This is a genomic window from Streptococcus mutans (assembly GCF_006739205.1).
GTDB lineage: Bacteria > Bacillota > Bacilli > Lactobacillales > Streptococcaceae > Streptococcus > Streptococcus mutans.
In genome coordinates this window covers 1,440,150-1,465,286 of record NZ_AP019720.1, presented here as the reverse complement: position 1 = coordinate 1,465,286, position 25,137 = coordinate 1,440,150, and the positions used below count along the sequence as shown (strand labels likewise).

Annotated in this window: 23 protein-coding genes and 2 pseudogenes; 21 read left to right on the top strand and 4 right to left on the bottom strand. The window is 36.3% G+C overall.

What is annotated here, in order from left to right; translation table 11 throughout:
• Positions 1–65: 65 nt before the first annotated feature.
• The 9 genes from FNL60_RS07420 (at position 66) to FNL60_RS07380 (ending at position 10,097) form a co-directional block, all read left to right on the top strand.
• A complete protein-coding gene (locus FNL60_RS07420) occupies positions 66–746 on the top strand; it encodes a helix-hairpin-helix domain-containing protein (RefSeq protein WP_002267104.1) in 681 nt (226 codons plus the stop codon).
• Entirely contained in the window at positions 736–2,970 is a 2,235-nt protein-coding gene (locus tag FNL60_RS07415; protein WP_002267862.1) for a DNA internalization-related competence protein ComEC/Rec2, read from the top strand. Before FNL60_RS07420 ends, FNL60_RS07415 begins: the two co-directional genes overlap by 11 nt.
• A gap of 185 nt (positions 2,971–3,155) precedes the next feature.
• A complete protein-coding gene (locus FNL60_RS07410) occupies positions 3,156–3,782 on the top strand; it encodes a DUF805 domain-containing protein (RefSeq protein ID WP_002264731.1) in 627 nt (208 codons plus the stop codon).
• A 167-nt stretch (positions 3,783–3,949) separates the two neighbouring features.
• Positions 3,950–4,990, top strand: a complete 1,041-nt coding sequence (gene holA, locus FNL60_RS07405) for a DNA polymerase III subunit delta (RefSeq protein ID WP_002280246.1) — start codon at positions 3,950–3,952, stop codon at positions 4,988–4,990.
• 146 nt (positions 4,991–5,136) lie between these two features.
• Positions 5,137–5,748 (top strand): superoxide dismutase SodA, encoded by a 612-nt coding sequence (gene sodA / locus FNL60_RS07400; RefSeq protein WP_002280247.1) that lies wholly within the window; start codon positions 5,137–5,139, stop codon positions 5,746–5,748.
• Between the two features lie 552 nt (positions 5,749–6,300).
• A complete protein-coding gene (locus FNL60_RS07395; protein WP_018110162.1) occupies positions 6,301–7,365 on the top strand; it encodes a serine hydrolase in 1,065 nt (354 codons plus the stop codon).
• Positions 7,366–7,529: 164 nt separating this feature from the next.
• Positions 7,530–8,288 (top strand): YhfC family intramembrane metalloprotease, encoded by a 759-nt coding sequence (locus FNL60_RS07390; RefSeq protein ID WP_002261910.1) that lies wholly within the window; start codon positions 7,530–7,532, stop codon positions 8,286–8,288.
• Between the two features lie 68 nt (positions 8,289–8,356).
• Positions 8,357–8,821, top strand: coding sequence for a MarR family transcriptional regulator (locus FNL60_RS07385; protein ID WP_002261909.1), 465 nt, complete (start codon positions 8,357–8,359; stop codon positions 8,819–8,821).
• A gap of 46 nt (positions 8,822–8,867) precedes the next feature.
• Positions 8,868–10,097, top strand: a complete 1,230-nt coding sequence (locus FNL60_RS07380) for an acyl-CoA thioesterase/bile acid-CoA:amino acid N-acyltransferase family protein (RefSeq protein ID WP_002267863.1) — start codon at positions 8,868–8,870, stop codon at positions 10,095–10,097.
• 186 nt (positions 10,098–10,283) lie between these two features.
• On the opposite strand, the gene queA is transcribed toward FNL60_RS07380, so the two are convergent.
• Positions 10,284–11,312, bottom strand: a complete 1,029-nt coding sequence (gene queA / locus FNL60_RS07375) for a tRNA preQ1(34) S-adenosylmethionine ribosyltransferase-isomerase QueA (protein WP_002264726.1) — start codon at positions 11,310–11,312, stop codon at positions 10,284–10,286.
• A gap of 137 nt (positions 11,313–11,449) precedes the next feature.
• Between queA and FNL60_RS07370 the strand changes: the two genes are divergently transcribed.
• Both FNL60_RS07370 and nagB read left to right on the top strand, forming a co-directional pair.
• Positions 11,450–12,169 carry a VIT1/CCC1 transporter family protein gene (locus FNL60_RS07370; protein WP_002261906.1) on the top strand — a complete coding sequence of 240 codons (720 nt, stop codon included), beginning with the start codon at positions 11,450–11,452 and terminating at the stop codon, positions 12,167–12,169.
• Between the two features lie 129 nt (positions 12,170–12,298).
• Positions 12,299–13,000: a glucosamine-6-phosphate deaminase NagB gene (gene nagB, locus FNL60_RS07365; protein ID WP_002261905.1), complete on the top strand. Its 702-nt coding sequence runs from the start codon at positions 12,299–12,301 to the stop codon at positions 12,998–13,000.
• Positions 13,001–13,230: 230 nt separating this feature from the next.
• On the opposite strand, the pseudogene FNL60_RS10630 reads toward nagB, so the two are convergent.
• Positions 13,231–13,866, bottom strand: a pseudogene (locus FNL60_RS10630) (glutathione binding-like protein); the annotation flags it as partial.
• Between the two features lie 145 nt (positions 13,867–14,011).
• Here FNL60_RS10630 and FNL60_RS07355 point away from each other — a divergent pair.
• Together FNL60_RS07355 and FNL60_RS07350 are read left to right on the top strand one after the other, a co-directional pair.
• Positions 14,012–14,728: a pseudouridine synthase gene (locus tag FNL60_RS07355; RefSeq protein ID WP_002280248.1), complete on the top strand. Its 717-nt coding sequence runs from the start codon at positions 14,012–14,014 to the stop codon at positions 14,726–14,728.
• A gap of 14 nt (positions 14,729–14,742) precedes the next feature.
• Entirely contained in the window at positions 14,743–15,243 is a 501-nt protein-coding gene (locus FNL60_RS07350) for a GNAT family N-acetyltransferase (RefSeq protein WP_002261902.1), read from the top strand.
• Positions 15,244–15,332: 89 nt separating this feature from the next.
• Here FNL60_RS07350 and FNL60_RS07345 read toward each other — a convergent pair whose 3' ends face one another.
• Complete coding sequence (locus FNL60_RS07345) at positions 15,333–16,706, bottom strand: aminotransferase-like domain-containing protein (protein ID WP_002261901.1); 1,374 nt, start codon at positions 16,704–16,706, stop codon at positions 15,333–15,335.
• Positions 16,707–16,833: 127 nt separating this feature from the next.
• Here FNL60_RS07345 and FNL60_RS07340 point away from each other — a divergent pair, with 127 nt between their 5' ends.
• The gene (locus FNL60_RS07340) at positions 16,834–17,802 is read left to right on the top strand and encodes an alcohol dehydrogenase catalytic domain-containing protein (RefSeq protein ID WP_002261900.1); all 969 of its coding nucleotides are present in this window, start codon (positions 16,834–16,836) and stop codon (positions 17,800–17,802) included.
• Positions 17,803–17,834: 32 nt separating this feature from the next.
• Here the strand turns inward: FNL60_RS07340 and FNL60_RS07335 are convergent.
• A pseudogene (locus tag FNL60_RS07335) lies at positions 17,835–17,962 on the bottom strand (ArsR/SmtB family transcription factor); the annotation flags it as partial.
• An 84-nt stretch (positions 17,963–18,046) separates the two neighbouring features.
• Here FNL60_RS07335 and FNL60_RS07330 point away from each other — a divergent pair.
• The 7 genes from FNL60_RS07330 to prsA all read left to right on the top strand — a co-directional run bounded on the left by FNL60_RS07330 (position 18,047) and on the right by prsA (position 25,044).
• Positions 18,047–18,328: a hypothetical protein gene (locus FNL60_RS07330; protein WP_002269717.1), complete on the top strand. Its 282-nt coding sequence runs from the start codon at positions 18,047–18,049 to the stop codon at positions 18,326–18,328.
• Between the two features lie 105 nt (positions 18,329–18,433).
• Positions 18,434–19,327: an alpha/beta hydrolase gene (locus FNL60_RS07325; protein ID WP_002261898.1), complete on the top strand. Its 894-nt coding sequence runs from the start codon at positions 18,434–18,436 to the stop codon at positions 19,325–19,327.
• Between the two features lie 307 nt (positions 19,328–19,634).
• Positions 19,635–20,573, top strand: a complete 939-nt coding sequence (locus tag FNL60_RS07320) for a competence protein CoiA (RefSeq protein WP_002261897.1) — start codon at positions 19,635–19,637, stop codon at positions 20,571–20,573.
• A 21-nt stretch (positions 20,574–20,594) separates the two neighbouring features.
• Complete coding sequence (pepF, locus tag FNL60_RS07315) at positions 20,595–22,394, top strand: oligoendopeptidase F (protein ID WP_002261896.1); 1,800 nt, start codon at positions 20,595–20,597, stop codon at positions 22,392–22,394.
• A gap of 212 nt (positions 22,395–22,606) precedes the next feature.
• The gene (locus FNL60_RS07305) at positions 22,607–23,224 is read left to right on the top strand and encodes an HAD-IA family hydrolase (protein ID WP_002261895.1); all 618 of its coding nucleotides are present in this window, start codon (positions 22,607–22,609) and stop codon (positions 23,222–23,224) included.
• 49 nt (positions 23,225–23,273) lie between these two features.
• Positions 23,274–23,981, top strand: a complete 708-nt coding sequence (locus FNL60_RS07300) for an O-methyltransferase (protein ID WP_002280249.1) — start codon at positions 23,274–23,276, stop codon at positions 23,979–23,981.
• Positions 23,982–24,042: 61 nt separating this feature from the next.
• Positions 24,043–25,044 carry a peptidylprolyl isomerase PrsA gene (gene prsA / locus FNL60_RS07295; protein WP_002261893.1) on the top strand — a complete coding sequence of 334 codons (1,002 nt, stop codon included), beginning with the start codon at positions 24,043–24,045 and terminating at the stop codon, positions 25,042–25,044.
• The last annotated feature ends 93 nt before the right edge of the window (positions 25,045–25,137 follow it).

Sequence of the window (25,137 nt, the reverse complement as noted above, 5' to 3'; positions counted from 1 at the left end):
AAAGGAAGTTTAGGATTTTTACTAAACTTCTTTTTTTTTACGAATAAAGAAGTAAGGAGGTTAAAATGGTTGACGAATTTTTAGATAAACTCAAGGAAAAGAAAAATGTTTTTGCCCTAGTTGGTGGTCTTGTAGTCTTACTGGGTCTGGGTGTTTATTTCTTTTTTCCTTCTTCCAATAAGCAGGAAGATAGTCTGGCTCGTTTAAAGGAACAATCCCTTCAGGTAACCACAAAGACTGGCAAAGAAAGTCAAAAGAAGACGCAGGTGACGACTGCCAAATCAACAATAACTGTTGATATTAAAGGAGCTGTTAAGCATGAGGGCGTCTATACTTTACCGATTGACAGTCGTATTAATGATGTAATAGAAAAAGCGGGAGGTTTTTCTGAAAAGGCTGATCGCAAATCTGTTAATCTGGCTCAAAAATTACAAGACGAAGCAGTTATTTATGTGGCAGCTATTGGTGAGAATATTAGTGTCATTAGGGATTCTCAAGAAGGTAAAACCAGTCAGGCAGATAAGGCAAATACTAAAGAAACTTCGGTAAAAGGTAAGGTTAATCTTAATACTGCCACTTTGGCTGATTTACAGACTATTTCTGGAATCGGTGAGAAGAAAGCTCAGGATATTCTTGATTACCGTGAAGCCAATGGAGGTTTTAAGTCAGTGGATGATTTGAAAAATATTTCAGGGATTGGCGATAAAACATTTGAGAAGTTAAAGGATTTAGTCAGTGTTGATTAGGTTTTTTCCTCTCAAACCAATCTATTTAGCCTTTTTAACTGTTTTGCTTTATTTTTGTATTCACTGCTTTTCTTTTTTGCCAGTTGGCTTATTTATTTTAGCTTTAGTCTTTCTTGTTTTTCAATATGATAGGCAAATCTGTATCAAAACACTTTTGTTTTTATTGCCTTTTGCCGCTTTCTTTTTCTATTTTCACCAAAAAAGGCAAAGCGAGTATCAAATAGTACCCAGACAGGTTCAAAAGTTAATTATCATTCCAGATACGCTTAGTGTCAATGGAGATAACTTAAGTTTTCGAGCAAAATCAGGTCATTGGACTTATCAGGTCTTTTATAAATTAAAATCTGAAACAGAGAAACATTATTTTGAACAATTATGGCAGACAGCAGAAATTCAAGTGACAGCGGATGTTGTAGAAGCAGAAGAGCAGCGTAATTTCAAGGGATTCGATTATAGAAACTATTTAAAGATGCAGGGAATTTACCGAATTGTTAATGTTACAGACATTAAAACAATTAAACTGAGTTCTAAACGCTTCTGGTTTGCTCGTTTGCATGAATGGCGACGAAGAGCTTTGGTATCTATTCAGTCAAAATTTCCAGACCCCATGAAACACTATATGACTGGTCTGCTTTTTGGCTATTTAGATAAATCCTTTGATGAAATGAATGCTATTTATTCTAGCTTAGGTATTATTCACCTTTTTGCTTTGTCAGGTATGCAGGTTAGTTTTTTCATTGGGAAATTTCGTTATTTGGGCTTGCGTTTAGGTATTAGACAGGAATACATGAATGCTATTCAGCTGCCCTTTTCTTTGCTTTATGCTGGTTTGACTGGCTTTGCAGTATCCGTTGTGCGTAGTTTGATTCAAAGTAATCTTACTCATTTTGGTTTTAAAAAGCAGGATAACTTTGCTCTAACCTTATTTGTTATGTTTTTCCTGATACCCAATTTCTTATTAACAACAGGAGGTGTGCTTAGTTTTGCCTATGCTTTTATTCTAATCATGATTGATTTTGAGACTTTGTCACTCTTAAAGCGGATTCTATTTCAAACCTTTTCTCTTTCTTTAGGGATTTTACCGTTATTGATGTGGTATTTTAGCAGTTTTCAGCCCTTGTCTATCCTATTAACTATCCTCTTTTCTTTTATTTTTGATAACTTGATGTTGCCTTTTTTGACACTTGCTTATTTTCTGTCACCTTTTGTATCACTTGCCTGCTTCAATCCAGCTTTTAGATTATTAGAAAGAATAATTGTTCAAATTCACCTAATCTTTAGTCGTCCTTTTATTTTGGGCAGTCCGACTTTGCCTATTCTCTTACTTTTATTGTGCCTTTTAGCTTTACTCTATGATTTTCGTCAGAAAAAAAGGGTAGTGTTAGTACTTAGTAGCATTCTCGCCCTGTTATTTTTCATCAGTAAAAATCCTTTGACTAATGAAGTGACTATTGTTGATATTGGTCAGGGGGATAGTATTCTTCTTCGGGATATCAGCAGTAAGACTATTTTAATTGATGTAGGAGGAAAAGTAACCTTTGGACAGACTGATAAATGGCGGCGGCGTATCAGTGATACTAATGCTGAAAAGACTTTGATTCCCTATCTCAAAAGCAGAGGCATTGATAAGATTGACCAATTGGTTTTGACTCATACTGACACGGATCATATGGGAGATATGGAAGTGGTGGCAAAGGCCTTTCATGTTGGGGAAGTTTTAGTTAGTCCAGGCAGTTTAACTAAGGCAAATTTTGTCAGTAAATTGAGAAGAATGAAAGTTAAGGTACACATCACTAAGCCAGGGGAGACATTATCCATTATGGGGAGTCATTTACAGGTACTCTATCCGTTGAAAATAGGTGATGGTGGTAATAATGACTCTATCGTTCTTTATGGACGTTTGCTAGGCTTAAATTTTCTCTTTACAGGAGATTTGGAAAAAGAAGGAGAAGCAGAATTGCTAAAGACTTATCCCAATTTAAAAGTTGATGTCTTAAAAGCTGGACATCATGGTTCAAAAGGTTCTTCTTCACCTGAATTATTAGCTCAAATAGAGCCTAAAATTGCTCTTATCTCGGCAGGAAAGAACAATCGTTATAAACATCCCCATCAGGAGACACTGGACAGATTTGCGCAAATAAAAAGTCGGATTTATCGGACGGATCAAGAGGGTGCCATTCGTTTTAAGGGTCTTAAGCATTGGCAGATTGAGACTGTGCGATAAATGCTTTATTTTTTCTTTCATCGTGTCAAATTTTTTGAGTGATTATGATGTTAACTATTGATTTTTAAGTTTCTCAAATGATAATTTTTCTGTCCGAAATAACCTAGTAAGCCTTTTGGCAAACTTGTTTTCCCTTCAAAATTATGTTATTCTTGTAGAGAAAAAATTATTAGGGAGTTTCTTTTATGTTTACAGCTTATAAAAAATTCTGGACAAACTATGTTAATTTTACAGGTCGTTCAAGTCGTTCAGATTATTGGTGGGCAATCTTGTGCAATTCTTTAATTATGTTGCCATTTGTTTTTACGGCTACCTCAATTTTCTATTCCAATTTAATTGAATTTATTAGGGGTTCTGCTATTTCTACTTTTTCTGGTGAAGAGTCAGTTTTGTCTGTTTACTCAATAGATGTTATTATTCTCTTTGTTATTATTGTCCTTTTTTCATTGGCTATTTTATTACCTAATTTAGCTATTTCTATTCGTCGTTTACGCGATGCCGGTTTTCATTGGTCCTTAATTTTTGTTCCGATAGGAGCAGTTTTATTTTCATTCTTAGGACTGATTCCATTTTTACGTGCAATTGTATCTATCATAGTTTGGTTTGCATTGATCTTTTATTACATCCTGCTTTGCCAACCAAGTAAACCTTATCAGGCGCCTGTACAACCAATTGCTCCTCAGCAGCCTCAGCAAATGGCTCCACAAGGACAGCCAGTTCAGGCTCAGGTACAACCACAGTCACAGACAACTCCTCAACAGCCGCAAACTCCACCAGTGCAACAACCACAAGCACCTACTAATCAACAATAAGATAACTCTATTTATCAAGGGAGTCAGAGATAAACGAATCTCAGGCTCCTTTTTTATATGGTCATTAATAGAAGAAGCGCATAGACTCATAAAAATGAAAAAAGAGTATTGGAGATTTTTCTAACCTTAATATTCATGCTCTTTTTAATTTTTGCTATAATAAAAACATGATTGCTATAGAAATGATTGAAAAGTTAAAAAAAGAGGAACTTGCATCCATTACTGTTTTAAGTGGAGAAGATTTTGGCCAATATGGGCAAATGAAAAAACTCTTTTTTAATAAAATTGGCTTTGAACCGAGTGATTTGAATTTTTCTTATTTTGATATGTCTGAAACGTCTTATCAGGATGCAGAAATGGATTTAGAAAGTTTACCTTTTTTTGCTGATGAGAAGATTGTTATTTTTGATAATTTTGCAGACATCACAACGGATAAAAAAACTTTTTTAAATAATAACGAATTGAAGCGTTTTGAGGCCTATTTAGGAAATCCTCTTTTCAGTACAAAATTAGTTATTTGTGCTTCTGGGAAATTAGATGGTAAACGTCGTTTAGTTAAATTGTTAAAACGAGATGCTCAGCTTTTCGAAGCGAAAGTGCTCAAAGAAACAGAGCTTCGTACTTATTTTCAAAAGCGGGCACACAAGGATGGTCTTGTTTTTGAATCAGGTGTATTTGAAAGTTTGTTGATAAAGTCTAACTTTGATTTTAGTGAAGTTGCTAAAAATCTTACTTTCCTGACTTCCTATAAAAAGGATGGACATATTAGGGCTCAAGACATCAGTGAGGCTATTCCCAAGACTTTACAGGATAATATTTTTGATTTAACACAATTTATTTTGACAGGACAGATTGATGCAGCGCGTGATTTAATCCGTGATTTGCGTCTTCAGGGAGAAGATGAGATTAAGTTAATTGCAGTCATGTTGGGGCAATTCCGCATGTTCACTCAGGTAAAAATTTTAAGTGGCCAAAATAAATCTGAGACTCAAATAGTGACAGCTTTATCAGACTATTTAGGGCGAAAAGTTAATCCCTATCAGGTTAAATTTGCTTTACGTGATTCAAGAACACTCACTTTACCTTTTTTGAAAAAGGCTGTGACGTTGTTAATTGAAACAGATTATGCTATTAAGAGCGGGACTTACGATAAGGACTATCTTTTTGATGTAGCTTTGCTTAAATTAGCTCATGAAAATCGGGGATGATTTCTGTCAAAGCAAGAATGTATATTTAGAATTATTTTACTAAGACCTCTTTGCATGCCGTGTAAAATAAGTAAGCAGAATAGTTGTAAGCTTTGTTTTTTTACGATATGATGAAGATGTATCAAAAAAAGAAAAGAGGAAATGATATGGCTATTCTTTTACCAGATCTTCCATATACTTATGACGCACTTGAACCATATATTGATGCTGAAACGATGACCCTTCATCATGATAAGCATCATGCAACTTATGTCGCAAACGCTAATGCGGCTCTTGAAAAACATCCAGAAATCGGAGAAAATTTGGAAGTGCTTTTGGCTGATGTGGAACAAATTCCAGCGGATATTCGTCAGTCTTTGATTAATAATGGTGGCGGTCATCTTAATCACGCTCTTTTCTGGGAACTCTTGTCACCAGAAAAGACAAAAGTTACTGCGGAAGTAGCCGCAGCAATTAATGAAGCTTTTGGCTCATTTGATGATTTTAAAGCAGCTTTTACAGCTGCCGCAACGACGCGTTTTGGCTCAGGTTGGGCTTGGTTAGTAGTTGATAAAGAAGGAAAACTTGAAGTGACCTCAACAGCTAATCAAGATACTCCAATTTCACAGGGCTTGAAACCAATTCTAGCACTTGATGTCTGGGAACACGCTTATTATCTCAATTATCGTAATGTTCGTCCAAACTATATCAAAGCCTTCTTTGAAGTTATCAATTGGAACACTGTTGCTCGTCTTTATGCCGAAGCTCTCACTAAATAAACCTTAAAACCTGTATTTACAGAAACCTTTTTGGTTATGAGATAAGTGCTACTTAGTAAAAGCAACCGTAAGGTCGCTATACGCTATAAAGGAACAATTTCCGCCGTAGTGCAAAAAATACTGACCATCAGAGGCAAAATTTGAGAAGATTTTCGAGACCTTCAGTTTGATGTTTAAAAGGAAACTGAGGACAATTTCTGCGTTTTGCTTTCTCTTGCGACCTAAGAAAACTGTTAAAAAGGTTATGAATATGAGTTCTAAAAAAGGAGAAACTAGCGTTCTCCCTTTTTAGTTAGTTCTCTGGGAAAGTTTCATCGAATTTTTCGTATGATATCAATGCCTAGCCGATGGAATTGAGGATCGAAGTAAATCTGTATGCGGCTGTGTCATAAAATGATTATTTTCCTCTGTTATTAAGAATGGAATAGCTCATTACAATTATGAGGTTATTCCTTTTTTTGTTTCAAAAAAGTTTCTATTTTACAAAATTTTTCTAATTCTCTTGTTATTCTGCTAAGGGTCCTTTATAATGATAAGGCTAGGAGAAAATTTGTGAATAAAAAACAGTCAGTTATATCAGTTATATTAAGTGTTTGCATTGTTTTAGCTATCATATGTTTAGCATTTGTTTTACAATCGAAACACATTATGAAGCAGTCATTTTTTAATAATCACACAATAGGTCAGAGAAAGAAAAACAGCAGTGCTAAGACTCCCGAATCAAGTGAACCAGCTCCTCAAGTTATTGAAAAAACAGCAGAAGAGAAACAGTCTATCGTAGATGCTGATGCAGCAAGAATGGATGCTCTTGGCTTACATTATGATTATGCCAATCTCACACTTCCGCAAGTTGTTCAAAGTTATATGGATGAAATGGGGATTGATCATGCAAATATCGCTTTCTCTTATAAAAATACAAAGACCAATGAGGTCATTGCGATGAATGAAACACAGCCTATGACAGCAGGTTCAACTTATAAATTACCTTTAAATATGTTAGCCGTTGATGCCGTTGAAAAAGGAAAACTATCAATGGATACTCCCTATGATATTACAGATCTTGATTATGAATATGCTGGGGAATATCAGGCCTATCGTAATCAATTTGGTAATGATATGACAATTTCTGAGATGCAGGAATATTCTTTGGTTTACTCTGAGAATACACCTGCTTATGCTATGGCCAAGGCGCTTGGTGGTTTTGATAAGGTTTATCCAATGTTTAAACGTTATGGCCAATCCAAGGGTGATATCAAAACAATTGACCAAAATGGTAATAAGACAACGACAGATTATTATATCCAAGTACTTGATTATCTTTGGAAACACCAAGATAAATATGCTGATATTCTTAATTATCTTAGTCAATCTTTTCCAAATTTGTATTATAAGACGTATCTGCCAGATATTGATATTCGTCAGAAGCCTGGTTATGTCAGAGAGGCCTTAAATATTGATGCTATTGTTTATGAGCAGACACCATATTTAATTGCAATTTATACAGCTGGCTTAGGGGGTGTGACATCTGATAATGATGAGGTTAATGGTCTCGGTTATTCACAGTTGTGTCAGCTTACCTATGTTATCAATGAATGGCATCGTGTTAATCGAAATTAATCATAAGAGAGGTTAGTCATGTTAATGTAATAAACATGGACAGTTGACTATCTCTTCTTTATTTTTGAAACTATTTAGAAAAGAATCGAAATACTTATTGACAATTTTTTGGAAAAGTAGTACAGTCTATTTAGAAAATAGTCTAAATAAAAAAGGAGTCAAAAATGTTAATTCTTCTGAGCTCTGCCTTGTTTGTTTTACTTGTTGCTTTTCTTGTCGTTTTTATTTTTCTGAAAAGAAAATATCAGTTTCATTTTGCTCTTGTTGGTCTTGGAGCTCTGGGCTTTTTTGTCTCATCACAGCTTTTGGAGAGAATGCTCCATCTGATGATTTTGCATCCTCAGATGGATGGTAGTAACTGGCTGATGACTTCTCATCCCTATCTTTATGCTCTTTATGGCATTTTGACTGCTGGTCTCTTTGAAGAAACTGCCCGTTTTCTGATTTTTAAGTACTTATCAGCTAGGCAAACCTTACAAAATAGAGATGCTATTGGTTATGGTTTGGGTCATGGTGGGATTGAGTTATTACTGTTAGGTGTGTTACAATTACTTAATTTCCTGCTTATCTCACAGATGATAGCGTCGGGTCAAACAGAAGGATTTTCTCAAATAGTCATCAAACAAACGGAGAGTTTGACACCTTTATCAATTTTTTTGCCTGTATTTGAGCGTCTTATAGCCTTAGCTGTACAAATTTTGTTGAGTATTTGGGTCTATTTGGCTGTCAAGAAAAAGCAAGTGAATCTCTATGTTATGGCCATTATTTGGCATGCTCTCATTGATTTACCAGCAATGCTTTATCAAGAAAAGATTTTGTCAAACATGCTTTTGACTGAGTTGATTCTACTAGGGGCTAGTTTTTTGCTTTTGTTCTTAACAAAGAGGCTGATAAAAATGGAGGGAGAAAAGGGACTTATCTGAGATTTTCATCTTCATTCTCTTGACATTCATCTGCTTTATGTTAAGATACTTAACAAAGAGGTTTTTTTATGGATAAACAATTACTCATTGCTTTTAATCAGAAATTTCAAGATTTTCTTGCGACCTATGCTCAATTAGAAAAAAATCAGCATGTGATAAAAGGTGCTATCCCTCTCAATACAGCAGAAGTGCATACCCTTGTTAGTATTGCTCAAAATCAACCTATCAATTTGGTCGGCCTGTCAAAAGTGCGAGGAATCTCTCGTAGTGCTGTGACTCAAATGGTTTCAAGATTAGAAAGCAAAGGGCTTTTAATTAAAGTTCCTAATGAAAGTAATCGTCAGGAAATGTTATTGTCTTTAACAAGGGCTGGCCAGAAAATTTATCAGGTTCATCAAAAGCAGCACGCTTATCTTGAAAAGAAAGTGATGGCTGTTTTACAAGCCTATCCTCAAGATTTCTTAGCCAATTTGGAAGCGATGATGGCTGATCTGGAAAAAATTTGGAAAGGATTGCCTTGGTTATCAAGGTAATTTTAAAAATCATTTTGTTAAGCAGCTTAACATATAAGGAGATAACATGCTGACATTTAAACTAAAAAGTCAAAATAATCATTTAGCAGATAGTCCTTTTGAGCTTATCATTGAACGTTTGCCCCCTTGCTGTCAAGTAAAAGTGAGACTAGATCTTGATCATTATTATAATATTAATGCTCCAATGAATCTATCTTCTCAGGCTCCTTGGCAGGCAGAAGCTTTGTTTTATTCAGATGATAAGGGAATATTAGATTTATCGGAATCTAATCCTTATCATAACTTGTCCATTATGGAGCTCTTTTTTAAAAGTCAACCGATAGTTTGTAAAAAGGCAAAATTAAGTCAGCAGTTAGAAAGCATTCCCTTAAATCCTTTTTATGATTTGAAAATTAGTATTTTTAAAGGTCACTCTTTATTGGGGGAGACAAGCGTTAGGCGTTATTATCAGCTGCCAAGCATCAGTTGTTTAGATTTGAACTTTTCAAGAGCCAAAGGACGGTTTTTTTATGATAAAACGTCTTCTCAACAACCAGCAATCATCGTGTTAAGCGGTAGTGATGGCAGAATTGAAAAGGCACAAAACATTGCGCAGTTATTAGCCAGTCATGGTTTTACCACATTAGCTCTTGCTTATTTTGGTTTGGAAGGTCTTGCCTCTCATTTAGAGAAAATTCCGCTTGAAATTATCCAAGAAGCCATTGATTATTTGAAAAAGTCACCCTATGCGGATAGTATCCGTCTTGGACTTTATGGGCGTTCAAAAGGAGCAGAATTTGCTCTTTTGGCGGCTAGTCATTATGATGATTTTAAGTGTCTAGTGCTTAATGCTCCTTCTTATCTTTGTTTGGAAGGTCTTAAGCAATGGCGCAATTCTAAGACCTCTTCGTGGACTTATCAAGGACAAGAACTCCCTTATCATCCTTTTTTGTGGAAAGACTTTTTCCAACGTCTTATTTTTAAAAAAGATTTAAAGAATATTAATCATCAGGCTGTTATTCCTGTTGAGAAAATTAATGGTTCTTTATTACTCTTAGTTTCCAAGAAGGATGAAGTTTGGGACGCTTACGGTTCTGCTATAACTATTGTTAACCGACTACAGCAGAAAAGATTTAAATATCCCTATCAAGTAGAAAGTTATGAAAATTGCGGTCATATGATGACGGTAGCCTATCAGCCCAATCACCGTTATAAAAAGGTTGCCCTTGAAAAAATTATGGCTGATACGAATGATTCTTGGCAAAAGACACTTGCATTTTTTAGAAATCGTTTATAGCAGGGACTGGGCAGTTTGTAAAACGATATAAGACAGAGAATATCAAAATTTCTGATTTTAAAATAAATGATTATAAAATTTTTATGGACGGAATAAAAAGAAAAATTCCTCCAAGATGATTTGCCTTGCCAAGGTTAGCGATTTGTCCTAACTTTTGGTGAGCTGTTCATTTTGAGGAATTCTTTTTTATTTTACAAACATAGCATCGCCAAAGCTAAAGAAGCGATAATGTTTATCAACCGCATGCTTATAAGCATCAAGGATAAAATCACGTCCTGCAAAAGCTGAGACTAGCATGACTAGAGTTGATTTTGGAAGATGAAAATTAGTTGAAAAAGCATCAACAATTTTAAATTGATAGCCCGGTTTAATAAAAATGTTGGTCCAACCAGAATCTGCTTCAATTTGCCCAGCAAATTTATTACCGATAGTTTCTAAAGTACGAATTGACGTTGTCCCAACTGCCACAATACGACCGCCATTTGCTTTGACATCTTTTAGCGTTTGGGCAGCCTCTGGTGATAGGCTGTAGAATTCGGAATGCATTTGGTGCTCTTCCACATTGTCAACTGAGACTGGACGAAAAGTTCCTAGTCCTACATGCAGAGTCAAATAGACTAGTTTAACGCCTTTGGCTTCGATTTTACTTAAGAGCTCTTCTGTAAAATGGAGGCCAGCTGTTGGGGCAGCAGCAGAGCCATTTTCCTTAGCATAAACGGTCTGATAACGGTCACGGTCTTCTAATTTTTCATGAATATAAGGTGGCAAGGGCATCTCTCCAAGGCTTTCTAAGACTTCCAGAAAAATACCCTCGTAAGAAAATTCCACAATGCGTCCGCCATGATCCAATTCTTCTTTGATGATAGCTTTTAAGCGGCCATCTCCAAAGGAAATGTGACTGCCGATCTTAAGACGTTTAGCCGGTTTTGCTAAAACTTCCCATTGATCTCCCTGAATATTTTTTAGAAGCAGCAATTCTACATGACCGTGTGTCACTGTTTTCTCACCATGAAGACGGGCAGGCAGGACACGTGTATCATTCATAACTAAAGCATCACCTGAATTGAGCTCGTCAATAATATGATCAAAATGGGTATCTTTCATTGTTTTCTTCTGATGATCAACGACTAAAAGTTTGGAACTGTCGCGCTTTTTAAGGGGAGTTTGGGCAATTAATGCTTCAGGCAGGTTAAAATCAAAGTCACTTGTATTCAAGAGATTCTCCTTTATCAGATATATGGCTTATCTATTATAACATGAGAGCCTTAATAAGGCTAAGAAATGTTGCTATTTGTTTTAAAGATAGGTTATTTATTTGTAATCATTCTAAATAAGATGTATAATAATATTATATGACAAAAGGAATTGAAACTATGGGGGAAGAAAAAATAGTACAAAAAGATGATAATTTTTCAGGACGTCTCAATATTTTAAGAGCAGGTGTCTTAGGAGCTAATGATGGTATTATTTCGGTCGCAGGAGTCGTCATTGGGGTTGCCAGTGCAACAACAAATATTTGGTTTATCTTCCTGTCAGGGCTCTCGGCTATTCTTGCAGGGGCTTTTTCTATGGCAGGTGGAGAATATGTCAGTGTTAGTACGCAAAAGGATACTGAAGAGGCCGCTGTTAAGCGAGAAAAGGCTCTTTTATTGACTGATAGTGAAAAGGCAAGACGCTCCCTTCATAATGCCTACCTTAAAAATGGTGAATGTGAAACTTCCGCTGAACTTTTAACCAGAAAGGCTTTTTTAAAATCACCTGTAAAGGCTATGGTTGAAGAAAAATATGGGATTGAGTACGAAGAGTTTGTTAATCCTTGGCATGCTGCTGTTTCAAGCTTTTTTGCTTTTACAATCGGTTCTATATTTCCTGTAATAGCCATTTTGCTGTTTCCAGTTACGATTCGCATTCCGGCAACAGTCATTGTTGTTGGGTTAGCGCTTCTCATGACCGGCTATGTCAGTGCTAGACTTGGCGGTGCGCCAACTAGACCAGCTATGAGACGTAATTTGATAGTGGGACTATTAACCATGCTAGTTACTTATTTAGTGGGACAACTTTTTTCAGTTTAAGTTTTTGAAGAAGTTAGATCAGACAGTCGGGATTATACCATAATCCTGATAGTCTGTTTTTTTATCTAAAGCTTGACAAAAATTGGTCTATACCTTATACTATTTGTATAGACCGATTAGGAGGGCGTTATGAAAACTATTAAAGTAAAAAATAAAACAGAAGGTAGTAAAGTTGCTTTTAGAATGTTAGAAGAAGAAATAACATTCGGTGCTAAGACTCTGGGGCTAGCGACTGGTAGCACCCCTTTAGAGCTCTATAAAGAAATAAGAGAATCTCATTTAGACTTTTCAGATATGGTATCTATTAATCTTGATGAATATGTTGGTTTGTCAGCCGATGATAAGCAGTCTTATGCTTATTTTATGAAGCAAAATCTTTTTGCTGCTAAACCTTTTAAAAAGTCTTATTTGCCAAACGGACTGGCAGCAGATTTAGCAAAAGAGACAGAGTATTATGATCAAATTCTTGCCCAATATCCTATTGATTTACAGATTTTAGGGATTGGCCGCAATGCTCACATTGGTTTTAATGAGCCAGGGACAGCATTTTCAAGTCAAACGCATCTAGTTGATTTAACACCGTCTACAATTGCAGCTAATAGCCGTTTTTTTGAAAAAGCAGAAGATGTTCCAAAACAAGCTATTTCTATGGGACTGGCCTCTATTATGTCTGCCAAGATGATTTTACTAATGGCTTTTGGTGAAGAAAAAGCAGAAGCTGTTGCTGCAATGGTAAAAGGCCCTGTAACAGAAGAAATACCAGCTAGTATACTGCAAACACATCCTAAGGTTATTTTGATTGTTGATGAAAAAGCAGGAGCAGGAATTTAAATCAATAGTCGCAGCACACTGTGAATAAATAAGTAAAATCAGATGGAAGAAAAGGGTCATTTTGATCCTTTTTCTTTTTGATTGGTAACATAAAATTCTTAAAAGAACTGATATAACAGGGTTACTAAGAGTTTATAACTATTATTGTTTTTAGTTTCAAATCCTTTTTAAAGTAGAATAGGATGTGTTTGTCTATGTTTTGAACTTTTCAGTGTCTCTTTTTAAAGATGTCAATACAAATCTGGTCCGACAGAAACGATACTTGTAAGATTGATGGTCTTGTGGCTGCCGTAGTAATGTTTTTAATATGCTTAAAGTTAACCGTAGCAGCAATGCTAGAGATATTGTAAATGCGCTTGGTGTGATTCCAGTGATTGAGATAGTCAACGAGGCAGCGGAGATTGCATTTGAAATGTCTATATGTCTATAATAAACAGAGTCAAAACGCACAAGTGCAGATATCCACTTCGGTGAAACGATTGCCCACCAGCCAATCATTCTGACTAGGGAGATTTTCAAGATTATCCAGCGCAGCAAAGAGAGTTTGCGCCTCTTCTTCATAAACTTCCTGAGAAGTAGCAAAGCCTGCCTTGTAATCCCCATGATATTAGGATAAATAAAATCATTCATGACATCAATGTTAGCCTGTAGTCCGGTTGGGGGAGTAATCCTCAGTATTGTCTGTGATGTCATTAAAGGCAATGTTAAGTATACGCATGATTTCGGTAGATTTCATTGTTGATAATGGTCTTAGTCTGTTTATCCCAAAGGACTGGCACCATTACCTATCCGGAATAATCAGGATACGCAGCCAAGTAGATTTGGTAAAGGTAATCGCTATGCAGTTCAGAGTCAGCAATGACACCGTCCGCTTATTCAAAGATCTCCCCACTTTCCATTCTGTAAAAGTCCCATGAAATCTCCTTCAATTTGATGATTACTAATTAATGATAGTTTGACTTTTATCCTTAAAATATGCAAAAATTTGGTCTGACATGATACAATAAATTTATGCGTTTAGATAAATTACTCGGTCAGGCTGGTTTTGGCTCACGAGGTCAGGTAAAAAAGTTCATTCGCAGCCAACAAGTGCGCGTGGATGACGAACTTGCAAGAACAGGCAATCAAAATGTGGATCCTAGCTTACAGACCATCACCGTGTCAGGTAAGCAGCTGAGCTATTCTCCTCATGTCTATTATATTCTTAATAAGCCTGCTGGTTTGGTATCGGTGGTGCGAGACCAGCACTATCAGACGGTGATTGATCTTATTGCTGTGGTTGATCGTAGAGAAGGACTCTACCCTGTCGGGCGTCTGGATCGCGACACCGAAGGGTTGGTTCTTATCACCAACAACGGTCCGCTGGGTTTTCGCTTGCTCCACCCCAAATACCATGTGGACAAGACCTATTATGTTGAGGTCAATGGTGATCTCGGTATTGATGCGATTGCTTTTTTTGACAATGGCATAGCTTTTTTAGATGGTACCGTTTGTAAGCCAGCTAAGTTACAGATTATCAGTTCTAGTTCAGAAGTCAGTCGTGCCTATATTACGATTACCGAAGGGAAATTTCATCAAGTCAAAAAAATGTTTCTGGCCTATGGTGTTAAAGTTACCTACCTCAAACGTATCTCTTTTGGACCTTTTGAATTGGGTGATTTGCCAGTTGGAGAGTATCGGGAGCTGACGGCCGAAGAGAAGAACAGCCTTAGAAATTATTTGAATTAAGCAAAGGATCCCCTATGACTACCACTATCCGTCAAATGATAGCAGAAGAATATTCACTTTTGGAGGAATTTCTTTATCAAGCCATTTTTGTACCTCAAGGATTATCAGCACCTGATAGAAGTATTATCCAGCTGCCGGAGCTGCAGCTTTATGTGAAGGATTTTGGGCAATCTCTACATGATCAAGCCATGGTGGCAGAAAGAGACGGGCAAATTGTTGGTACTGCTTGGTGTCGTATCATGGATGATTACGGTCATATTGATGAGAAGACACCTTCTCTAGCCATATCTCTGCTGCCTGCTTATCGCGGACAAGGAATTGGTACCGAATTGCTCAAGACTTTCTTAGAACATCTCAGGAAGAAAGGCTATCACAAGGTTTCTTTATCTGTCCAAAAGGAAAATGATGCTGTTAACATGTATCAAAAGGCTGGTTTTCAGACCATTATTGAAAATGAGACAGATTTTATCATGGTTTGTGATTTACAGACAGAGGGAATAGATTATTTTTCCTAAGCGGAATAATATTATGTTTAGTTGATTCTACTTTCTCTGAGTAATGCGTCACTCATTTTAGTTTAATCTTTTCTTAGTGATGACTTGAGTTATTTCTCTAATATAGATTTTAAAATATGGAGTCCTTTGTCAAGCTCATCTAGTGTATTTGGTGAGCAAGTTGCAATGCGCAAAGCAGACTGTGCTGTCAGTCCACCGACAAGAAAGCGTTCCGCGCATAAAACTTCAACACCCTTTTCTTTGGCCAAGGATTCAAATTGATAGCCGCTTCTATTTTTAGGTAATGGTAACCATTGAAATAAATTGTAGGGATTGGAAGAAGTGGATTCTGGGAAATAATGATCATAGAGAGCATTTCGTTCCTGAGATAAATGATTTTTTTGCGCTATTGTACTATCTGCTTGACCGTTTGAAATGAGATCGCTCACAATCTTAGTATTTAATAGAGGTGGACGGGCATTGATAGCATCAGCAGTGAGATTAATCTCTTGAATAAGATAATCAGGCACCACCATATAAGCCATTCGCAGACCAGCAAACAAGGCTTTTGATAAGCCATGAATATAAATCGCTTGTTTAGGAATCATGGTTGTCAACGCGGGTAATTTTTCATAGTTTGTAAAAGCATAAGTGTCATCTTCTATTAGGAGAAGGTGGTTTTTACTTATCAACGAAACAAGTTGTTGTCTTCTTTCTAATGTCATGGTCATCCCAGTTGGATTATTAGACGTTGGAACCAAGTAAATCCCCTTGATCATTTGCTGGCGACATTTCTTTTCCAAGTCTTCTGGAATGATTCCTTTATGATCAGATATTATTGGGACAAGTTCAATCTTGAATTGCTGAGCTAAGGCAATGAAATTGGTGTAAGTAAATGTATCAGTCGCTATTTTATCGCCTGCTTTAAACACTGTTAAAAATAACAAAACTAAGGCATTTTGTGTGCCATAAGTTAGAAAGATATTCTCTTTGAGAGTGTTAATTTGAAACTTTTTCAACCATTGTTGAGCTACAGCTTTATGCTCTTGCGTATTGTTTTTCGTGTCAAATTCAAAAAGCCTATCAACAGATTGACTCTGTAAGATTCGTCTGGAAATATCAGATACAACATAATTAAGTTGGTAATAAGGATGCAAATTGCCAAGAGGAATAAGTGTCTCATTTTTTGGTAAAGTAGCTAAAGGTTTCGCCCTATTAGGTGAAATAAAGGTTCCTTTGCCGATAATAGCGTAAATAAGACCTTTTTGTTCACAGAGTTTAAAAGCTCTTGTCACTGTACTTAGATTGAGATCCAAAAAATCAGCTAATTCACGTTGGGGTGGCAATTTTGTTTCAGCAGTCAAACGTCCTTCTATAATATCTTTCTCTAAGAGTTTAGCTAGGCTGGTATATAGAGGAGCTTTTAACAATTGTTTATCTGGTTTCCAAGTCATAGGATAATTGTCAAATGAATTAACAGGCATGTCTTTCTCCTTAAAATTGTCTTGCCTACAATTTTGGGCATATAAAGTAAACTTTTTCTTTTATAATGAATACATGGATTATTGCTATCATTGTAACATGTTTTAGAAAAAGGAGGGGAGGTAGAATATGAAGGCAGTTTATATTCAAAAAACGGGGGGACCCGCAACGATTATTGTTGGCTCATTACCTGTTCCCAAAGTTAGACCGAAATCTGTTTTAATAAAAGTTATAGCCGCTTCTATTAATTATGTTGATCTCTTTATTCGTTCAGGTATTTATCAGACAGATCTGCCGAATCCTTATATTTTGGGTCGAGATGCTATCGGCCAAGTTGTTGAGATTGGAAAAGATGTGATTCAGTTTAAAGTAGGCGATTGCGTTTGGACTAATAGTATGGGCTATGATGGAAGGCAAGGTATCACTAGCGAGTATGCATTAATTCCAGAAGAGCGCCTTTTTCTTACTCCCAAGAATGCTGACTCTCTAAAATTAATTGGTGCAGTGCACTCGGCAGCAACGGCAACTATCGTATTACAAGATATCATGGAATTGAAGCCAAAACAAAAACTCCTTATTGAAGGAGCAGCTGGCCATGTGGGAAGTAAGTTGGTTTATCTTGCTAATGAAATGGGGGCAGAGGTGGTAACAACCGCTAGTTTAAAGGATTTTTCAAGATTAAAACAATTGAGCGACGCTATCTGTTTTGATTATCGTGATAAGTCACTCTTTAAGAAACTAAAAAGCGCTTATCCTGATGGTTTCGACCACATTATTGACACTTCTGGGGAAATTCCCTTACAGTTTAATTGCGATTTACTTGCCCCAAAAGGTGTCATTAGTTTAATTACAGCACCGAAAGACAGTCAATTTGATAGCAGACAGTTTTATATGAACTGTCAGCAAATGAAAGGGTTTGTGATTAGTCACGCTAGTTTGAAGCAACTGAAAAAAGCAGGAAGAATTTTAAATGATGCTTTTAGGCAAGGACAATTACTGGAGGAAGACATGGTTATCAAAAAATTTGACAAAGCCGCAGAAGCGCATGATTTGATGGAAACTAAAAAAGAAAATAGAAAAATCATCTTAGTTCCTTAAAGCAATCGATTAACTGATTTTATAAATGGCGGTCAGCAAGCCTGAAATTTTTTATCTAACTCTGCTTGTCTAAGTGAGATAAAACGTTGTCTACCTTCTTTCTAACATGAATAATTCCGCTTTCTCTTAAGATTTTAAAGTGATGTGATAAGTTATTTTGTATTGACATTTTAACATGATTAGCGTTATAATTCGATTATTCGATATATATCGAACTATTTTTATTTTTGGAAGATGATGTCTAATGAATATACTTGATCGCTACTTTGTTTTATCTGATTTAGCAGGAAAGGATAAAAGAAAATTGACAGAACTTTGCAATTTATTTTCAGAGAATGCTATCATAGAAGCTAATGATGGTAACACTTATTCTGGTAGAGAAGAAATTAATCCGTTTTTTGAAAAGTTCTTCAACAAAAATTCAGAATTGAAACATTTATGGGATACTAAAGAAATAGCTGATGACTTGCGCAGGCAAATTGGGCGGTTATATGCCGCAGAAAAACTGGAAAGTACCTTGCTTTGACAGGTAGTGACTTAGTAAGGATAAATGGTGATAAGATTATTAATCTTAAAGTTAAAAGTGACTCTTAATACTTAAATATCCTATTTGTGAAAGGAGTTGTTAACAATGAAAATTAATACCTCTATGCTTTGGGAAGATAAAGCAAAATCAGAAGTGACCTATACGACTTACTTAATTGAAAAAACACCAGATATTAAAAATAAAAATCCTCGTCCAGCTGTCATTATTTGTGGCGGTGGTGGCTTTTTCAAGGTAACAGATAGGGAGAAAGAGCCTGTCGCACTTTATTTTCTGAACAAAGGTTTTCAGGCCATCACACTTGATTATACCGTTGGAAAAGGCAGTGGTTATCCTAAACCACTTTATGATTTGGCCAAAATGCTTTTGATCGTTAGAGAAAATGCACAAAATTGGAATATTGATACTGAAAAAGTCATTTTTATTGGTTTTTCAGCGGGAGCCACTCACAGTGCTTCTTTAGCAAATAGTTGGAACGAACCGTTTTTACAGAAATACTTTGATTATCCCGGAGAAACTTTAAAACCAAGTTTAGTTATCTTGTCTTATCCCTTGCTGGACTTTAATTATCAGTACGAGCAAGTATCAGTTGATCCAGATAATCAGATGCCAACAAAACTATCACCAATGCCTAAAATAGATTTTCTAACAGGTGCCTTGAAAACAGTCGTAGGTAAAGAATTAACAACAGAAAATTTAAAAGAATACAGTCCTATAGAGCACATTTCTACAGCCACTGTGCCAACTTTTATTTGGGGAATGCAAGATGATGATTGCATCTACAATAATGCTCTTTTAGAATATGCTAAACGCTTGAAAGATAATGGTATCTTATATGAACTTCATATGTTTGCGTTAGGAGAGCACGGTTTATCCGTGATTAATAGCAATACACAAGCGAAATTTTCGGATTACGAAGAGCTTGGTATTTGGAAAAAACTGTGCATACAATTTATTAATCGAGTTTTGCATTTAAAGTGAGGTTAGGTAAAAAATAATAATACTTTAAAATATAAATTTATTAGAAATTTTCGAGAGTTAGATTCCTTGTCATTCTTCCGCTGTTTAAAGTGCTGACTAATTTTTATTGATAACACTAAAAAATTAAAAAACTTTGAAAAAGACATCAATTTTTGTTGGGATTTACGAATAATATAAGTGAAATCTACTTTAGTCCTTTTTAAACTATTTGTTTGGAAATTTACTATCAGTCATAATTGAAGTTGTAGTTTTTAAAGCCTGCCTTTGCGCGGGTTTTTTTAACTATCTATTTAGAAAGGAATTTTTGATGTTAGTTGCAAGGGATAAAAATGGAAAGTTGATTAATCTTCTGAATGGTATTCCTGACAAAAGTGATTTTTATTGTCCTGCCTGCCAATCACCTGTACGTCTCAAAAACGGCAGGGTTATGCGTCCGCATTTTGCCCATGTTGCTTTGCAAGACTGCAAATTTTACAGTGAAAATGAGTCCGCTGAACACCTAAACTTGAAAGCAGAACTCTATCAGTCATTATCTCAGACGGAAAGTGTTGAGATCGAAAAAGTCATACCAGAACCTGAACAAATCGCAGACTTATTAGTTAATCATAACCTAGCATTAGAAGTTCAGTGTTCTCGCTTGTCCGAAGCTCGTCTGTGTGAGCGAACGCAGGCCTATCAGGCCAATGGTTATCAGGTACTGTGGCTGCTTGGGGAGAAACTCTGGTTGGATAGGCGTTTATCCAACTTGCACAAACAATTTCTTTACTTTTCACAAAATATGGGCTTTCATCTTTGGGAATTAGATATTAATAGGCGTGAGTTGCGACTTAAGTACTTGATTTATGAAGATATTTTTGGCAAAGTCTATTATCAAACGAGGTCTTGTTCTTTTGATGGTAATATCATGACCTTTTTACAATTGCCCTATGCTAAGCAAACCTTGACTTCTTATCCTGTTCACCAGCGCAGGCAGGTTGGTTTAGCCATTCAAAAACAACTGCTAGCACGCAATCCGCGTTGGCTGCGTCAGCAAGAACTTGCTTATTCACAGGGGCGTAATCTGATAGCACAATCAGATGCTGATTTTTTCCCGCAGGTAAGGTTACCGCAATGTTCAAGAGGCTTTTGTCAAATCAATCAGGATGTATCTCATTTTAGCGCAGCTTTTTTTCAATATTATCAAAAGCAAAAAGACAAAGAAATTCAAACACTGTATCCGCCAGCCTTTTATGATAAAATGAAATAAAAAGTTATAAAGGAGAAAGTGATGTCTGATAATCGCAGTCATATTGAAGAAAAATACCAATGGGATTTGACCAGCATTTTTCCAAACGATCAAACTTGGGAAAAAGAGGAGAAATCTTTAGCTAAGGATTTGGAAATAGCCGTTAAAAGAGCGGGTCATCTGCTTGACTCCAGTCAAAGTCTGCTGGAGATCACAGAACTTTATCTGGCTTTGAGCCGTCGTTTGGAAAAACTTTATGTTTATGCTTCTATGAAGAATGACCAAGACACCACGGTCAGTTACTATCAAGAATTACAAGCTAAGGCAACAGCCTTGATCGCTAAATTTAATCAGACTTTTGCCTTCTATGAGCCTGAATTTATGCTGTTATCAACAGAAAAATATCAGGATTTTTTGGCAGATTGTCCGGATTTATTGCCTTATCAACATTTTTTTGAAAAATTATTTAAACAAAAAAAGCATGTTCTTTCTCAAAAGGAAGAGGCACTTTTGGCTGAAGCCAGTGAAATTTTTGGTGCTGCTGGTGAAACCTTTGAAATTCTTGACAATGCCGATATTATCTTTCCTTGGGTAAAAGACGAGACAGGAGAAGAAGTTGAACTATCTCATGGTAATTTCATCAGTTTGATGGAATCCAAAAACCGCAAAGTTCGACAAGAAGCTTATAAGGCCATGTACAGCATTTATGAGCAGTATCAACACACCTATGCTAAAACGCTGCAAACCAATGTTAAAGTTAATAATTTTCAAGCGAAAATCAGAAACTATAAGAGTGCGCGTGAAGCTGCTCTGGCAGCTAATTTTATTCCCGAAACTGTTTATGACACTTTAGTAGAAGCGGTCCATAATCACTTACCTTTGTTACAGCGTTATGTGAAGCTAAGGCAAAACGTTTTAGGCCTTGATGATCTTAAGATGTATGATATTTACGTACCACTCTCAGAAATGGATATGACTTTTACTTATGAAGCAGCCTTGGACAAAGCAGAAGAAGTGTTAGCTATTTTTGGGCGAGACTATGCTGAGCGTGTGCATCGTGCATTTAGGGAGCGTTGGATTGATGTACGAGTCAATAAAGGCAAGCGTTCAGGCGCTTATTCAGGTGGTTCCTATGACACCAATGCTTTTATATTGCTTAACTGGCAGGATACTTTGGATAACCTCTTCACTCTTGTGCATGAAACAGGACATTCTTTGCATTCTACTTTTACACGTGAAAACCAACCCTATGTTTATGGTGATTATTCTATTTTTCTGGCAGAAATTGCTTCGACAACCAATGAAAATATTTTGACAGAGACACTGCTCAAGGAAGCAACAGATGAGAAACAGCGTTTTGCGATTTTGAATCATTATCTTGATGGTTTCAAAGGAACGGTTTTCCGCCAAACACAATTTGCAGAATTTGAAGACTTGATTTATAAGGCTGATCAAGCAGGTGACGTTTTGACCAGTGATTATTTGAATAATCTCTATGCGGATCTCAATGAAAAATACTATGGTTTAAGTAAGGAAAATAATCCGGAAATTCAGTATGAATGGGCTAGAATTCCGCATTTTTACTACAATTTTTATGTCTATCAGTACGCCACAGGCTTTGCTGCAGCTAGTTTTTTGGCTCACAAAATTGTTCATGGCAATCAAGAAGATAAGGACAAATATCTCAATTATCTTAAAGCTGGCAATTCAGACTATCCTCTCAATGTTATTGCTAAAGCAGGTCTTGATATGACTGAGTCGACCTATCTTGACCAAGCCTTCAAAGTCTTTGAAGAACGGTTAATAGAGTTGGAAGAGTTGGTCGAAAAAGGAATTGATTAATAAGATAGCTTAAAAGCTATCTTAGGATGAAAACACTTTTCCCAGTCGTTCTCTGCTTGAAAAAATCGGCGGTCAATTGGAAGGAATTGTTAGGGAAACTTATCGTGGGCAAGACATTCAATTAGCACGTTATTGGATAGATTTAGAATAAATCAAAGCTTATGTTGTTCATTATTTCTGATGGTGGGAAATTTTAATGAAATGGAGAAAATATGCCACAAACAGCTTTTATTTGGGATTTGGATGGAACACTGATTGATTCTTATGAGGCCATTATGGAGGCTCTTGCGGTCACTTATAGGACTTTTGGTTTTGATTTTCAAGCAGAGCCTATTCGACGTTATATTATCAAAGAATCGGTTGGGAAACTCTTAGACATACTGGCGAAACAGCACGGCCTTTCTTCTGAAGAATTAAAAACTTTCTTCATCCAAGAGCAAGTTAAGCGTGATGATAAGATTAAGTTGATGCCCTTTGCCAAAGAAGCGCTGCAGTGGGCCAAAGACAGAGGAATTAAGCAATTTATGTATACCCATAAAGGTGCCTCTACTGGAGCGGTGCTGGCAGAATTAGGAATTGTCTCTTATTTTACTGAAATATTGACAAGTGTGTCGGGATTTGAACGCAAACCACATCCACAGGGAATCTTTTATCTGCTGGAGAAATATCATTTGGATAGAGACAGAACTTACTATATTGGCGATAGACGTCTAGATGTAGAAGTTGCTGAAAATGCAGGCATCAAATCTATTAATCTAGCCCAGCCCCAGTCAGCTGCTAATCAGAAAATTGATAATCTACAAGTCTTGACTCAGCTGAAAGATTTCTAAAAATATCTTCCTTAACCTAAGTTAGGGAATTTTTGTTATAATAAAAATCATGGTTAAATCTTACAGTAAAAATGCAAATCACAACATGCGACGTCCTGTTATTAAGGAAGACATTCTTCACTACATGCGTCATGAGCAAAAGGAAAATATGGGCTTTTTAAAGGAACTGGAAATATTTGCTCATGAGGAGAATATTCCAATCATTCCCCAAGAAACTGTTGTGTATTTTCGTTTTCTCTTGCAGACTTTTCAGCCTAAGAATATCTTAGAAATTGGGACAGCTATTGGTTTTTCAGCACTTTTGATGGCTGAGAATGCTCCGCAAGCAAATATTACGACCATTGACCGTAATCCTGAAATGATTGCTATAGCCAAGGAAAACTTTGCAAAATATGATAGTCGAAAGCAGATTAACTTGCTAGAAGGAGATGCTGCCAATATTTTAACTAAACTGAATGGGAATTACGATTTCGTTTTTATGGATTCAGCAAAGTCAAAATATATTGTTTTTTTACCAACTATTCTAGAGTGTTTAGAGATTGGCGGTATCGTTGTTTTAGATGATGTTTTTCAAGGCGGTGATATTGCTAAGCCAATTGAAGAAGTTCATCGCGGCCAGCGTTCCATTTATCGTGGTTTGCAAAAGCTATTTGACGCAACACTGAAACATCCTGATTTGACTGCCAGTTTGCTGCCGCTTGGTGATGGTCTGCTGCTGATTCGTAAAAACCGCAAAGAGATTGGTTTGATTGATTAAGTCATTTTTAAGAAATTATGATATAATAAAAGGGTTAATGACAAAAAGGAGTTTATCAAGAATGAAAAAACGTACGATTGCTACAGGACTTGTGACTTTGCTTTCTATTGTGACTTTAGCGGCTTGTTCAAAAACAAACCAAAACAGTAAAATTGCTACAATGAAGGGTGATACTATTACTGTTGCAGATTTTTATAATGAAGTAAAGAATTCAACAGCTTCTAAGCAGGCTGTATTATCTCTCTTAGTTTCAAAAGTTTTTGAAAAACAATACGGCGATAAGGTTTCTGATAAGGAAGTGACAAAAGCTTATAATGAAGCTGCTAAGTACTATGGTGATTCTTTCTCAAGTGCTTTGGCTTCACGCGGCTACACAAAAGAAGATTATAAGAAACAAATTCGTTCTGAAAAATTAATAGAATATGCTGTTAAGGAAGAAGCTAAGAAAGAAATAACAGACGCTAGTTATAAGTCAGCTTATAAGGATTATAAACCGGAAGTAACAGCTCAAGTGATTCAATTGGATAGTGAAGATAAGGCAAAATCTGTTTTAGAAGAAGCTAAGGCAGATGGTGCAGACTTTGCTAAAATTGCTAAAGATAATACCAAAGGAGATAAGACCGAATATAGCTTTGATTCAGGCTCAACTAATCTTCCTAGTCAAGTTTTATCGGCTGCTTTGAATCTTGATAAGGATGGCGTTTCAGATGTCATTAAGGCGTCTGATTCAACGACTTATAAGCCTGTTTACTATATTGTCAAAATCACGAAAAAGACTGACAAAAACGCCGATTGGAAAGCTTATAAGAAACGTCTGAAAGAAATTATCGTTTCTCAAAAATTAAATGACAGTAATTTCCGTAATGCTGTTATTGGAAAAGCCTTTAAGAAAGCTAATGTCAAAATTAAAGATAAGGCCTTTAGTGAGATCTTATCACAATATGCGGCAGCAAGCGGAAGTGGCTCTTCAGGGTCAACGACGACTACAACAGCCGCTTCAAGCGCTGCAACAACGGCCGCTGATGATCAAACAACAGCAGCAGAGACAACAGCAGCAGAATAAAGGACTTGTAAAGATTGACGAATGTTGAAAAAGACAGTATAATTGTCCTGTCAAGAATAATTTTTCTCTCATTTGCTTCAGAAAAATAGCGGT